This is a genomic window from Herbaspirillum lusitanum (assembly GCF_046025995.1).
In the GTDB taxonomy this organism is placed as follows: Bacteria; Pseudomonadota; Gammaproteobacteria; order Burkholderiales; family Burkholderiaceae_D; genus Herbaspirillum; species Herbaspirillum lusitanum_A.
This window is the reverse complement of record NZ_JAQQFM010000012.1, coordinates 150114-163091: the sequence shown is the minus strand read 5'-3', so window position 1 is coordinate 163091 and position 12978 is coordinate 150114. Positions and strand designations below refer to the sequence as shown.

The following is a 12978-nucleotide window of genomic DNA, read 5'->3' as shown; positions in this document are numbered from 1 at the left end:
AGCAAATTGAACGCAGAGCAGCGGCTGCTGAACGCCGCCGGCACGCACGATCCCGGTCTGATGCGCCGGGATCACTTTCCCAGGGACCAAGCATGATGAATCATTTCCGCAACCTGAAGCTGTCGGCCAAGCTGATGGCCTCGTTTCTGTGCGTGCTGTTGCTGACCGCGGTACTGGGCGGCTTTTCCCTGATCCAGATCACGCGCGTGCATCAGGTGTCGTCCGAACTCAATGCGCGCTGGACGCCGGCCACGCGTCTGCTGCTGGGACTGCGCTCGGAAATCGCCCGTTTCCGCATCGAGGAATTCCAGCATCTGCTGTCCACCCGCAATGACGAAGCGGCGGCCTTCGAAAAAGCCATGCAGGAGATTTCGCAGAAGCGCGTCGCGCTGGAACGCTCCTATCAGGCCTTGCCGCCAAACGCAGCGGAACAGAAAATCTACGCCGCGTATGCCGAAGCCATGAAGGCCTATCTGGCGCTGCATGAAAAAATTCTCGGTCTGTCGAATCAGGGCCGCACCGAAGAAGCCAAGGCCCTGATCCGAAACGAGGGCAGCACGCTGACCACGCAGCTCAATCGCGAAATCGATGCGCTGCTGGCGATCAGCGAGAGCGGCAGCAATGCCGGCAGCGCAAACGCGGACGCCGCCTACGACAGCGCCAAGATCGGCATCGTGATTCTGCTGGCCTGCAGCCTGCTGGCGGGGCTGGCCTTGTCCGTATTCATTGCGCGCGTGGTGACGCTTCCCTTGCGCAAGGCGGTCGCCATCGCCACCGCCGTGTCGCAGGGCGACCTGCGCAGCGAATTCAGCACGCCGTCGGCCGACGAGACCGGGCTGATGCTGTCGGCCCTGCATGAGATGAATCAAAGTCTGGTGCGCATCGTCGGTGAAGTACGCGGCCGCACCGAACGTATTTCGATTGCCACCGCCGAGCTGGTCAACGGCAATCTGGATCTCTCGGGGCGCACCGAAGAACAGGCGGCTTCGCTGGAACAGACGGCGGCGTCGATGCAGGAAATGACCAGCACGGTGCGCAAAAATTCGAGCAATGCCGAACAGGCCAATGCACTGGCGCGCACCGCCTCCGGCGTGGCGGAACGCGGCGGCCGCATGGTGGCCGACATGGTGCGCACCATGAGCGCCATCGATGAGTTTTCCAAGCGCATCGTCGACATCATCGGCGTGATCGACGGCATCGCTTTTCAGACCAATATTCTGGCGCTCAACGCCGCCGTAGAGGCAGCGCGTGCCGGCGAACAGGGACGCGGCTTCGCGGTGGTCGCCAGCGAGGTGCGCAATCTGGCGCAGCGCTCGGCATCGGCGGCGCGCGAGATCAAGACCCTGATCGGCAACTCGGTGTCGCAGGTGTCGGCCGGCACCGAACTGGCGGCGCGCACCGGCGAGACCATGCAGGAAGTGGTGCAGTCGGTGCAGCGCGTGAGCACGGTGATCGCCGACATTGCCAGCGCCAGCAATGAACAGACCTCGGGCATAGAACAGATCAATCAGGTGATGACGCAGCTGGATGAAATCACCCAGCGCAACTCGGCGCTGGTGGAAGAAGCCAGCGCCGCCACCGAATCGCTGCGGCGCGAGGCCGACGGCCTGACGCAGGCCATGCTGGTGTTCAAGTCGCAGCAGGCGGCGCTGCCGGTGGCGGCGGAGGATGAAGCGGTGGCGGCCGCTGCGCAGCTTTCCGCCGATACCGGTCGTCTTCAGTTGCAGCTGCGGCGCAGCTGAAGCCCATCCTCACATCACATTGCCGCACGCCATATCCACCGTCAGAAAGGACATCGGCATCCCATGCTCAGGCGCAACCCATCCGGCCACTTCCCGGAAGTCCACGAATCCGCTTACGTCGATCAGACCGCCATCCTGTGCGGCCGCGTGATCGTCAGGGAAAATGTCTTCATCGGCCCCTACGCCGTGATCCGCGCCGATGAACTGAATCAGCACGGCGGCATGGACGCCATCGAGATCGGCGCACATTCCAACATCCAGGACGGCGTGGTGATCCACTCCAAATCCGGCGCCGCCGTGATCATCGGCGAGCGCACCTCAATCGCGCACCGCGCCATCGTGCACGGCCCCTGCCGCATCGGCAGCGACGCCTTCATCGGCTTCAACAGCGTCCTGTTCAATTGCGACATCGGCGACGGCTGCGTGGTGCGCCACAATGCGGTGGTGGACGGCTGCGTGCTGCCGCCCGGCTTTTATGTGCCCTCCACCGAACGCATCGGCCCGCACACCGACATCATGTCCATGCCGCGTGTGAGCGCGCAAGCCACCGAATTTTCGGAAGACGTGAGCCGCACCAACAATGAACTGGTGCGGGGCTACAAGCAGTTGCAGAACGAGTTCTGAGGCGTTCGCGCTTGTTCCGGGCCAGCGAGTCCGGCGTCAGCCCCCTGACAAATGACTGACGCGACTGGTGCGGCGGCAAGCTGGCACCCTGGCACGCGATGAGCTTTATACTGGACTGCAATTTGCTTGCACTTGTCCGTCAATCATCCGCAGCCCAACCTCAGCCAGCCATCGCGAACCATGCGCGTCACCAGCGAACCCGCCGTCAAAGCAGACAAGTCCTCGCCCGGCAAAGATATCGTCGGCCGGCTGGACCGCACACCCGCCGCCGCCAACAAGAATTCGCACAACAAGAAACAGGATGCCGGCGTCGAGCTGAGCATAGGCTTCATGCTATGGCCGCGCTTTCCCATGCTGTCGCTGGCAGGCTTCTGCGATGCGCTGCGGCATGCCGCCGACGTCGGCGACCAGAGCCGGCCTTTGCGCTGTTCATGGCAGATCATCGGTATCGAGCAGCAGGAAGTGCATGCCAGCTGCGGCATTCCGGTCAAGGTGCAGGCGCCGCTGACGGCGCCCGGGCAGTTCGACTACATCGTGGTGATCGGCGGCCTGCTGTCGCACATGGACGATGTCGATCCGCGCTACTGGCACTATCTGCAGCAGGCGGCCGAACTCGGCGTGCCGCTGATCGGCATGTGCACCGGCAGCTTCATTCTGGCCAGAGCCGGCCTGCTGGATGACCGCGTGGCCTGCGTGCACGCCTTTCACTTCGACGATTACCGCAACATGTTTCCGGCGCTGCGGGTGATCACCCATTCCGACTATCTGATCGACGGCAACCGCATCACCTGCGCCGGCGGGGTATCGGTGATCGAGCTGGCCTCGCAGCTGATCAATCTGCATTGCGGGCCGGACCGCGCGGCCAAGGTGATCTATCAGATGACGGTCAGCCGCAGCGGCGGCGCGCCCTTCGTCGAGCGGCGCAAGGCGCTCGGCTATCTCGCGGTGGACGACGTCACCCTGCGCCACTGCATCATGCTGATGGAAGAAAACCTGGAAGCGCCGCTGGCCGTCGCCACCCTGGCCGAGCTGACCGGGGTCAGCGTGCGCCAGCTGGGACGCCGCTTTCAGGATGAGCTGGGCATCGCGCCGCAGGAGTTTTACCGCCTGATGCGGCTGCGCTATGCGCGCTGGCAACTGCTGACCACCGGCAAGGCGATCACCGCCATCGCCTACGAATGCGGCTTTGCCGATGCATCCCATTTCATACGCGGTTTCAAGCAGGTGTATGGCGTGCCGCCGGCCAAACTGCGTTCGGCAGTCAACCCGGTACCGCTGGAATAGGCTGCGATTTCCCTGTGGCAACGGGCTTCTTTGTGGACGGCGAACGCCTGAGCGTTCGCCGTTTTTCATGGCCGCTCGCATTTCAGCGTGAAAACCGATATGTCCGAAACGTTCTATTTTTTAACGGAATGATGCAATTCGATGAACAGGCGGCTGACATAAAGTCTGCTCAACATGGAACGGTCCATGCACTCAAATTTCATCCCTGGGAGGGTTTATGAAGATCACGATCGGTAGCAAGAGCGGAAGCAGATTGATGGCGGGTGTGCTGGCCTGTACGGCCCTGATGCTGGCGCTGTCGCCGCTTGGAGTACAGGCGCAGGCGGTCAGGACGATTGAAGCCGGTACGCTGGCGGTGGCCTTCAGCGGCGACATGCCGGGCACCGGCTATCAGGACGGCAAGATGGTCGGCTTCGACGGCGAAGTGCTGCAGCAGAGCGCCGATGCCTTGAAACTGAAGATCAAGCCGGCGCTGATGGAATGGTCGGGCACCATCGCTTCGGTGCAGTCGAAGCGGGTCGACATCATGGGCGGCACCATGGGCTGGACCGAGCAGCGCTCCAAGATCATGCTGCTGACCGATCCCATCATGTATTTCAAAAACGGCATCACGCAGACCGCCGCCACCAACTGGTCGCATCTGGCCGATCTGGAAAACAAGAAGGTCGGCACCATCACCGGCTTTTCCTTCATTCCTGAGCTGCGCAAGATCAACGGTCTGCAACTGGCGCTGTACGACACTTCGGATGCCGCCGTGCGCGATCTGATGTCGGGCCGCATCGACGCCGTGATCGGCGACCCGCCGGTGATGCAATACGCGATCTCGCGCAATCCGCAATGGAAGCTGCATTTCAACGCCTTCACCGACAACAATCCCGACTATCCGCTGCTGACCGGTCTGGGCCAGGTGGTGTTCGGCATCAACAAGGACAATCCGGAGCTGCTGAAGGCGGTCAACGGTGAAATCGCCAAGCTGTGGAAGAACTGCGACATGAAAAAGATCGGCGCACGCTACGGCCTGACGCAGGACGTCTGGTACAAGCCGGACGGCAAGAACTTCCGAGCCGGGGTTGACCGCGCTGCCGACTGGGCCTTGCCGGGCTGCCGCTAAGCCTCATCTTCCACCCGGCGGTATGCGCAGCGCACACCGCCGGGCTCTCAGCAGCAAGCAACCGACAGCGCCGACATCATGAGCACGCCACTATTGCGGGTCGATGACCTGCACAAGCAATACGGAAACACGCAAATCCTGAAGGGCATTTCCTTCGATCTGGAGCGGCGCGAAACGGTCGCCATCATCGGCCCCAGCGGCTCCGGCAAATCGACCTGTCTGCGCTGCATCAACTATCTGGAAACGCCGAGCGCCGGTCACATCTTTCTGGAGCAGGAACTGATAGGCGAGAAGAAGCTGCACAACAAGCTTCTGCGCCGCATGAACGACACCGAGCTGGCGCCGCAGCGGCAGGAAATCGCCATGGTGTTTCAGCTGTTTTATCTGTGGCCGCATCTGACGGTGCGCGACAACGTCGCCATCGGCCCCATGAAGGTACGCGGCATGCCGCGCGCGCAGGCTTACGAACTGGCCGACGCCATGCTGGACAAGGTGCAGATGCTGCACAAGGCGGCCAGTTATCCGGAGATGCTGTCCGGCGGCCAGCAGCAGCGTGTAGCGATTGCGCGCGCGCTGGCGCAGCAACCCAAGGTGATTCTGTTCGACGAGCCGACCTCGGCGCTCGACCCCGAACTGGTCGGCGAGGTACTGAACGTGATCAAGAAGCTGGCGCAGGAAGACCGCTCCATGATTCTGGTCACGCATGAAATCCGCTTCGCGCGCGAAGTGGCCGACCGCGTGATCTTCATGGACGGCGGCCACATCATCGAGCAGGGCACGCCGCAACAGGTGATCGACAACCCGCAGCATGAGCGCACGCGCGCGTTCCTGGGACAGATCGGCGCCGGCGCACCAGCAGCACCAGCAGCAGCCGGCGGAAGCGCCGCATGAACGCCGATCTCTCCGCGCGCCTGCTGCACATCCTGCCGCTGCTGATTTCAGGTGCCTGGACCGCGCTGCAGATCGCGCTCGGCGCCTTCGTCCTGGCGCTGCTGCTGGGCCTGCTGCTGGGCACCGCGGCCACCTTCACGCGGCGCCGGCTATGGCGCTTTCTGATCACCGCCTACATCGAATGGCTGCGCAATGTGCCGGCGCTGGCGCATGTGTTCATCCTGTATTTCGGGCTGCCGGTATTCGGCATCAAACTCAGTTCCATGAGCGCCGCGATTTTCGGCCTCGGCATGATAGGCGCGGCGGTGCTGGCCGATGTGTTTCACGGCGGCTTCCGTTCGCTGCATCTGGGCCAGAGCGAAGCCGCGCTGGCGATCGGCATGACGCCGTTCCAGAACTGGCGCTACATCATGCTGCCGCAGGTGCTGCGCAATACCCTGGGGCCGGTCGGCAATTATGTGGCGCAGCTGATCAAGGACACCTCCATCGCCTCGGCGATTGCGGCGCCGGAGATCATGTTCTTCGCGCGCAATCTGGTCACCTCGACCTTCGACACCTCGCTGATCTATCTGGCCGTGATCGCCATCTATGTGGCCATGATCCTGCCCATAGGCAGCGGCTTTCTCTACCTCGAACGCAGACTCCGGAGAGCGCGATGAACCCGACCACCTTCTCCGCCGAGCTGCTGCAGTATTACCGCGACTATCTGATCGACTGGATCCCGCGCCTGATCGCCGGCGTGCGCGTGACCGCAGAACTGTCGGTGCTGGGCTTTGCGCTGGCGCTGCTGCTGGGCGCCTTGCTGGCGGCCGGCACCATGAGCCGCCATCGCGCGCTGCGCACGCCGGCCACCGCCTTCGTGCAGGTGATGCGGGCGATTCCGCTGCTGGCGCTGCTGCTGTCCTTGTATTTCGGGCTACCGCCGCTGGGCATCACGCTGAGCGGCTTCGGTGCCGGCGTGCTGGGACTGGGGCTGGGCGGCAGCGCCTATGTCGCAGAGATCATTCGCGGCAGTCTCAATGCGCTGCATCGCGGCCAGCGCGAAGCGGCACTGGCGGCCGGCATGACGCCGTTTGCGGCGCTGCGCCACATCCTGCTGCCGCAGGCTGCACGCGGCATGCTGCCGCCGCTGGTGATCACCTTCGTCTCGCTGCTGAAGGACAGTTCGCTGTGCGCGCTGATCGCCACCGATGAACTGATGCTGGCGGCCAAGGCGATTGCTTCGGAATCCTTCCAGCCGCTGCAGATTTTCCTGCTGGTCGGATTGTTCTACTTCATCGTGGCCTGGCCGCTGTCGATGCTGGCGCGGGTGCTGGAACGACGCATGGGACGCGATCTGCGCCGCGTCGGCAACTGAGCCCGCAACCATCGATACGACGATAAAAAAATCATGACCAATATCAAACCCAACATCGTGCTGATCGGCACCGGCGGCACCATCGCCGGGCGCGGCGACAGCAGCGTGAACGCCTCGGCCTACGACTGCTCCATTTTGCCGATAGAAGAAATCCTGGCCAGCGTGGAAGCCGCCGCCGACATCGCCAACATCGGCGCCGAGCAACTGTTTCAGATGGGTTCGGAGAACTTCGACAGCGAGCAGTTGCTGACGCTGGGCAAGCGCATCTCGACCCTGCTGCGGCGCGAGGACGTCGACGGCGTGGTCATCACCCACGGCACCGACACCATGGAAGAGACCGCCTACTTTCTGCATCTGACGCTGGACAGCGACAAGCCGGTGGTGCTGGTCGGTTCCATGCGTCCGCCATCGGCGCTGAGCAGCGACGGCCCGCTCAATCTGTACAACGCCATCGTGGTGGCGGCCAGCCCGCAGGCGACCGGCAAGGGCGTGCTGCTGGTCTGCAATGACGAGATTCATACGGCGCGCGACGTTTCCAAGCACAGCACCTTCAAGCTGGAAGCCTTCAGCTCGCCCTATGGCCCGCTGGGCGTGGTGGTGGAAGGCCGCGCGCTGTTTTACCGAGCGCCGCTGCGGCCTCACACAGTCAGCAGCGAATGGTCGATCGACTGCATCGAGGCCTTGCCGGAAGTCGGCATCGTGTATGCCCACGGCGGCATACGCCCGGCCACCATCAAGGCCATGTGCGACTCCGGCGTGGCCGCCATCGTCTATGCCGCGACCGGCAACGGCAACGTCGCCCGGCAATTGATCGGCAGCCTGCGCCAGGCGCGCAGCAAGGGCATCCACGTGGTGCGCGCTTCGCGCACCGGCAGCGGCATCGTGGTGCGCAACGGCGGCCAGCCGGACGACGATTACGACTGGCTGGCGGCCGGCGATCAGGTCGCGCACAAGGCGCGGCTGCTGATGATGGTGGCGCTCAGCACATCGGCCGCCGGCAGCGCGCAGCACGCACGCAGCGATACCGCCGCGCTGCAGCGGATTCTGCAGGAATACTAAAAAATCCTCAGGACGGTGTTCAGCATGCGCGTCAGCGCAGGGGGGCTTGTCGCCCGCGTTTCTGAACACTGTCCTTCAGCAAAGAGGAAAGCGGGGGAGACCTGCATCGACATGGCACCGGCGCCTGCCGCAAACTCAAGGGGAAAAGCAATGAAATGGTTTTACGATCTGTCGATCTCAAGAAAGCTGCTGATCTGTTTTTCGCTGGTGCTGGCGCTGACCATGGCGGTCGGCGCGTTTTCCATCCTGCAGCTGGCGCGCCTCAATCAGTCAACCTCCGACATCGCCCTGCGCCGCCTGCCGGGCGCCAGCCTGAGTCTGGAAATCAGGCTGGCGCTGGCCGGCATCCGCACCGTACAGCTGGAGCAATTGCATGCCGAGCGCAGCGAAGACGTGCGCAACAACGAGAACAACAGCGAGAAGCTGTTTGCCGAGGTGCGGCAAAAGATGGCGGCCTACAAGGCGCTGCCGCGCACGCCTGAAGAAAGCAAGCTGGTGGCGCAACTGGAGCAGTCGCTGGCCGACTTCGTGACTGCGCACAAAAACATCTTCGAGATGTCGGCCGTCACCCGCGGCGCCGGCGAAGTGGCGCGGCGTGCATCGATCCCGGTCTACGACAAGCTGCTCAATCTGACCGGCCAGCTGGTGGCGCTCAATCAGCAAGCCGGCGCCGCCGCCAGCGAACAGGCCACGCACGACTACGCGCTGTCGCGTACGCTGATCGCCGCGCTGCTGCTGGTGTGTCTGCTGCTCAGCGCCGGCATGGCGATCTGGCTGGCGCGCATTGTGTCGCGCCCGCTCAACGATGCGGTGCTGGTCACGCAGCAGGTGGCGGCAGGCAATCTGAGCGCACGCCTGAGCCGGCTCTCCACCGATGAAACCGGACGGCTGCTGCAGGCGCTGCAACTGATGACGCAAGGCCTGCGCACCATCGTCGCCGAAGTACGCAGCGGCACCGAAGCGATAGGCGTGGCCTCCGGCGAAATCGCCGCCGGCAATCTGAATCTGTCGAGCCGCACCGAGGAGCAGGCCGGTTCGCTGGGCCAGACGGCTGCATCGATGCAGGAGCTGACTGCGGCGGTGCGCAACAACGCCGACAACGCGGCGGCGGCACGCCAGCTGGCGCTGTCGGCATCCGAAGTGGCGGTGGCCGGCGGCGCGGCGATGGCGCGCGTGGAATCGACCATGCAATCGATCAGCGCCTCCTCGCGCAAGATCATCGACATCATCGGCGTGATCGACGGCATCGCTTTTCAGACCAATATTCTGGCCCTGAATGCGGCGGTGGAAGCGGCGCGCGCCGGCGAACAGGGGCGCGGCTTTGCGGTAGTGGCTTCGGAAGTGCGCGCGCTGGCCCAGCGCTCGGCCACCGCCGCCAGGGAGATCAAGCAACTGATCGACCAATCCGGCCGCGAGATCGAAGACGGCAACCGGCTGGTGAGCGACACCGGCGCCACCATGCTGTCGGTGGTGGAGCGCGTGAAGTCGGTGAGCGACATCGTGGAAGAAATCAGCCATGCCAGCGCCGAGCAAGGCGCCGGCATAGAAAAGATCAACATGGCCATGCGCCGCATGGACGACATGACGCAGCAGAACGCGGCGCTGGTGGAACAAGCCGCCGCCGCGACCCAGGCCATGCGCGAACAGGCCAGCCGGCTGGGGCAACTGGTGCGGGTGTTCAGTTTTTGATGCGCCAGGCGCTCAGCCGTGCTGCCAGCTCTTGCTGGAATAGCGAAGATCCCCGACTGGCGCGACTAGCGCTCTGTGTCGGAAACCGGATGACCTTCTTCTGCGCCGCAGTTGGCCGTTCTGGTACATGCTGGCTGAACGCCGACCAGAACCGCGTTCATGAAATCGATCATTTGTCCTGTCTCATATTTTCCTCGTCTGTGGTCAATATCGACGAAGGACAAACGTCTGTTTGTTTGCTTTAGAAACAGAACAATCTGATCCAGCCGTTTTTGTGCCAGCTCATCATCAATACCCATATCGTCGTTGCTTTTGGCGGAAACATAGAAGTCGGCTTCAGGGAATGTCTTCTCGGCATTCATCTTCCAATCGACCAGAGCGCGAATTTCCTTTGCGCTCAACTCCGCCGAGCGCGGTGCGAAATTGACCTCATGCTCAAGTCCACCAAATGTATTCGCCTGTACACAGGTTGAAAATATCAACATGAGGATTCCGATGTTCATGTGCACTCTAGACATCCTTTCTGATCCCCAAGACATAGGCGGCAATATTATCTGCATTGCAAATAGCTCTATGGTCTTTCAGCTTCGCCAATCTGCGCGAGCTCGTTACACCATAGACCACGTCGTCGGAATTCATGACATCAGTGAAGTGTGTCACCTCATGCACCAATGTGAGCAGCTTTGATTCTCCGTCCAACATGATTTCAGTACCAAATATTTTTCTTTCATCCGGAAAATTGCAAAAGATATAGTTAATAGCAATGACGTGATTCTCGCTTTCTGGTTTACATACAGCTGCGGCCACGCCAGTCGCGCTCGACTGGCTATTGTCACAATGAATAAAGAGCTGTTCTCTCTGTGACCAACGAACAAAATTTCCAGGTGTAAGCATCTTCAACACGCGAGCGATCTTCGGCATGCCCTCCTGCAGAATCACCCTGATGTTCGGATCATCATTGCCAAACCATTCAATTACAAGCGCCCGATCCCTGTCGCCCCAGCGCTGCAATTCTGAGATGCGGACATCGACCAGTTGAATAGCCCGGTCTCTCAATTTCGTTAACTTGATCGCCATTTCTTCATTGCTAAGATTGGAGCAAATTCTTTCCGGGTAGGCATCTAATGTCGCCGGCTGATGAGCTTCAACAATGCGCTCTCTTTCACTGATGCGCTTCCCACTGAAATCGGTAGACGGACTTCGAATTGCGTCAGGACCATTACCCATGGACTCATGGATAGACTCTCCGCGGGCAATCACCCCTGCCCTGCTCGATGCAATAACTACGCAGCCACAGGCACATCGATGACCATGCAAGACCACCGGCACACCGTGATCAAAGAGGGTGGCGTCGCCCTCAATGATTCGATTGTGGCCATGTCTTGGACAGGAAACCGGGTCACCTGCCCTGGCATTACGTCGGCCATCAATGTTCATGTTCCCCGACACCGCGATGACGCGACCACCGCTGCTGATATAGTCGCCAAGACAACATATTGGACGGCGCATGTTTAGCCTGATAAGAAAGGAATAGAGAATGAAGCAGGTTCTTGTATACCTTTTCACCTGGACCGGAACAATGCATGTTCTTCGGGAAAAACGTCTTTCACGGTTGCCGCGTTTTTGATGCGCCGGGCGCTCAGCCGTGCTGCCAGCTCTTGTACACCACTTCGATGCTGTAGCCGTCGGGGTCGAGCATGATGGCGTCCTTTGCAAGCAGATGAGATGACAGGCGTGCGTGAATTATCACCGCCTGCTCGCATCCTCGCCGGCCGCATCCGATTACAGCTTTGACCGATACCGCCACGTGGGTGCGGGCGAGGCCGATGGCACGGCGCTGCAAAATTATCCGGTCAGCAATATTTACACATGAACACTCGCAAAGCCTTGTCGGCGCTGGCTTTGCGTAATACGTAACAGCCCGGCGACATATGCTGCTTCGCGTCATAATGACGCATTCAATTGCCCGCCTGCGCTCCGCACTCCTGCTTTCATGGAACAAATCATTGTCTGCGTCATCCCGTTTTTTCTGCTGCTGATCGCAGTGGAATTTGCGTATGGCTATGTGCGCCGGCGCAATACCTATCGCGTGAGCGACGCCATCAGCAGCCTCAGCCAGGGTGTGATCAGCCAGCTGGTGGCGCTGGTGACGCAGCTGTTTCAGGTCGGCCTGTATGCCATCGCTTACCGCCTGTTTGCGATCTTTCCGCATGTGCGGTTCTGGCAGGGTGCACTGGGCTGGATCGCGGCCATCGTGCTTTACGATTTCTGCGATTACTGGCTGCATCGCATGGGCCATGAAAACGCGCTGATGTGGGCCGCGCATGCGGTGCATCATCAGAGTCAGGATTTCAATCTGTCCACTGCGCTGCGGCAGGAGAGCACGGTGGTGCTGATCGGCTGGATCTTCTATCTGCCGATGGCGCTGCTGGGCGTGTCGCCGGAACAATTCGGCATCGCCGGTCTGGTGGTGCTGGTGTATCAGTTCTGGATACACACCGAGCACATCGGCAAGCTGGGCTGGTTCGACCGCGTGTTTTCCTCGCCGTCGAATCACCGTGTGCACCACGCCGTCAACGATCAGTATCTGGATAAAAATTACGGTGGCATGCTGGTGATCTGGGACCGCCTGTTCGGCACCTTCGCCGAAGAGAAGGAAGCCTGCGTCTACGGCACGCGCACGCCGCTGCAAAGCTGGGATCCGGTGTGGGCGATTTTCAGCGGCTACGCGCAACTGGGGCGCAGTGCGGCGCAGATGCCGCGCTGGCGCGACAAGCTGAAGATCTGGTTCAAGCCGCCGGGCTGGCTTCCGCCCGACATGCCCGCGCAGAAAGACAGCTTCGATCTGGCCGCCGCGCGCCAACGCTACGACACGCAACTGCCGCGCATCGCCAATGCGCTGGCCATCCTGCAATTCGCCGTGTTGCTGATCGCCGCCTCGGCCTTGCTGTGGATCGCCGAAGAAGAATCCTATCTGCGCCTGCTGATCGCCAGCAGCGCCTTGCTGGCCGGCTTCTGGGCGCTGGGCGCCTTCATGCAGCGGCGGCTGGGCGGCGCGCTGGTGCTGGCCATCGATGCGGCGGCGGCAGCAGTGGCGCTGTATGCGCTGATCTGAACAAGTCTGAAGAGGTCATTGCGGCGTCAACATGACGACGCATAATGCCTGCTGTTCTGGTTGAACTAGTCGAAATGAAACGCCTGCGGCATGCAGGCATCGGGAA

Annotated in this window: 12 protein-coding genes; 10 read left to right on the top strand and 2 right to left on the bottom strand. The window is 61.6% G+C overall.

Going from position 1 to position 12978, the window contains the following annotated elements:
- The first annotated feature begins 92 nt into the window (after positions 1–92).
- The 9 genes from PQR62_RS23135 to PQR62_RS23095 all read left to right on the top strand — a co-directional run bounded on the left by PQR62_RS23135 (position 93) and on the right by PQR62_RS23095 (position 9757).
- Positions 93–1742, top strand: a complete 1650-nt coding sequence (locus tag PQR62_RS23135; RefSeq protein ID WP_408160423.1) for a methyl-accepting chemotaxis protein — start codon at positions 93–95, stop codon at positions 1740–1742.
- A gap of 63 nt (positions 1743–1805) precedes the next feature.
- Positions 1806–2366 (top strand): gamma carbonic anhydrase family protein, encoded by a 561-nt coding sequence (locus tag PQR62_RS23130; protein WP_408160422.1) that lies wholly within the window; start codon positions 1806–1808, stop codon positions 2364–2366.
- 132 nt (positions 2367–2498) lie between these two features.
- The gene (locus PQR62_RS23125) at positions 2499–3650 is read left to right on the top strand and encodes a GlxA family transcriptional regulator (protein WP_408160421.1); all 1152 of its coding nucleotides are present in this window, start codon (positions 2499–2501) and stop codon (positions 3648–3650) included.
- Between the two features lie 217 nt (positions 3651–3867).
- Positions 3868–4761 (top strand): ABC transporter substrate-binding protein, encoded by an 894-nt coding sequence (locus PQR62_RS23120; protein ID WP_408160420.1) that lies wholly within the window; start codon positions 3868–3870, stop codon positions 4759–4761.
- Between the two features lie 78 nt (positions 4762–4839).
- Positions 4840–5652 (top strand): amino acid ABC transporter ATP-binding protein, encoded by an 813-nt coding sequence (locus tag PQR62_RS23115; RefSeq protein WP_408160419.1) that lies wholly within the window; start codon positions 4840–4842, stop codon positions 5650–5652.
- A complete protein-coding gene (locus PQR62_RS23110; protein ID WP_408160418.1) occupies positions 5649–6311 on the top strand; it encodes an amino acid ABC transporter permease in 663 nt (220 codons plus the stop codon). Before PQR62_RS23115 ends, PQR62_RS23110 begins: the two co-directional genes overlap by 4 nt.
- Positions 6308–7009 (top strand): amino acid ABC transporter permease, encoded by a 702-nt coding sequence (locus PQR62_RS23105; RefSeq protein ID WP_408160417.1) that lies wholly within the window; start codon positions 6308–6310, stop codon positions 7007–7009. Before PQR62_RS23110 ends, PQR62_RS23105 begins: the two co-directional genes overlap by 4 nt.
- A 33-nt stretch (positions 7010–7042) precedes the next feature.
- Positions 7043–8068, top strand: a complete 1026-nt coding sequence (locus tag PQR62_RS23100; protein WP_408160416.1) for an asparaginase — start codon at positions 7043–7045, stop codon at positions 8066–8068.
- Between the two features lie 150 nt (positions 8069–8218).
- On the top strand, positions 8219–9757 hold the full coding sequence (locus PQR62_RS23095) for a methyl-accepting chemotaxis protein (RefSeq protein ID WP_408160415.1): 1539 nt from the start codon (positions 8219–8221) through the stop codon (positions 9755–9757).
- A 65-nt stretch (positions 9758–9822) separates the two neighbouring features.
- On the opposite strand, the gene PQR62_RS23090 is transcribed toward PQR62_RS23095, so the two are convergent.
- Both PQR62_RS23090 and PQR62_RS23085 read right to left on the bottom strand, forming a co-directional pair.
- Positions 9823–10260 (bottom strand): hypothetical protein, encoded by a 438-nt coding sequence (locus PQR62_RS23090; RefSeq protein WP_408160414.1) that lies wholly within the window; start codon positions 10258–10260, stop codon positions 9823–9825.
- A gap of 7 nt (positions 10261–10267) precedes the next feature.
- Positions 10268–11266, bottom strand: coding sequence for a PAAR domain-containing protein (locus PQR62_RS23085; RefSeq protein WP_408160413.1), 999 nt, complete (start codon positions 11264–11266; stop codon positions 10268–10270).
- 484 nt (positions 11267–11750) lie between these two features.
- On the opposite strand from PQR62_RS23085, the gene PQR62_RS23080 reads away from it, so the two are divergent.
- Positions 11751–12872 carry a sterol desaturase family protein gene (locus PQR62_RS23080; RefSeq protein WP_408160412.1) on the top strand — a complete coding sequence of 374 codons (1122 nt, stop codon included), beginning with the start codon at positions 11751–11753 and terminating at the stop codon, positions 12870–12872.
- The last annotated feature ends 106 nt before the right edge of the window (positions 12873–12978 follow it).

Bases quoted from the DNA above. Each gene is read 5' to 3' on its own strand.
- PQR62_RS23120 (WP_408160420.1), top strand. From the start codon at position 3,868: ATGAAGATCACGATCGGTAGCAAGAGCGGAAGCAGATTGATGGCGGGT.
- PQR62_RS23080 (WP_408160412.1), top strand. From the start codon at position 11,751: ATGGAACAAATCATTGTCTGCGTCATCCCGTTTTTTCTGCTGCTGATC.
- PQR62_RS23130 (WP_408160422.1), top strand. From the start codon at position 1,806: ATGCTCAGGCGCAACCCATCCGGCCACTTCCCGGAAGTCCACGAATCC.
- PQR62_RS23085 (WP_408160413.1), bottom strand. From the start codon at position 11,266: ATGCGCCGTCCAATATGTTGTCTTGGCGACTATATCAGCAGCGGTGGT.
- PQR62_RS23110 (WP_408160418.1), top strand. From the start codon at position 5,649: ATGAACGCCGATCTCTCCGCGCGCCTGCTGCACATCCTGCCGCTGCTG.
- PQR62_RS23100 (WP_408160416.1), top strand. From the start codon at position 7,043: ATGACCAATATCAAACCCAACATCGTGCTGATCGGCACCGGCGGCACC.
- PQR62_RS23135 (WP_408160423.1), top strand. From the start codon at position 93: ATGATGAATCATTTCCGCAACCTGAAGCTGTCGGCCAAGCTGATGGCC.
- PQR62_RS23095 (WP_408160415.1), top strand. From the start codon at position 8,219: ATGAAATGGTTTTACGATCTGTCGATCTCAAGAAAGCTGCTGATCTGT.
- PQR62_RS23105 (WP_408160417.1), top strand. From the start codon at position 6,308: ATGAACCCGACCACCTTCTCCGCCGAGCTGCTGCAGTATTACCGCGAC.
- PQR62_RS23090 (WP_408160414.1), bottom strand. From the start codon at position 10,260: ATGAACATCGGAATCCTCATGTTGATATTTTCAACCTGTGTACAGGCG.
- PQR62_RS23115 (WP_408160419.1), top strand. From the start codon at position 4,840: ATGAGCACGCCACTATTGCGGGTCGATGACCTGCACAAGCAATACGGA.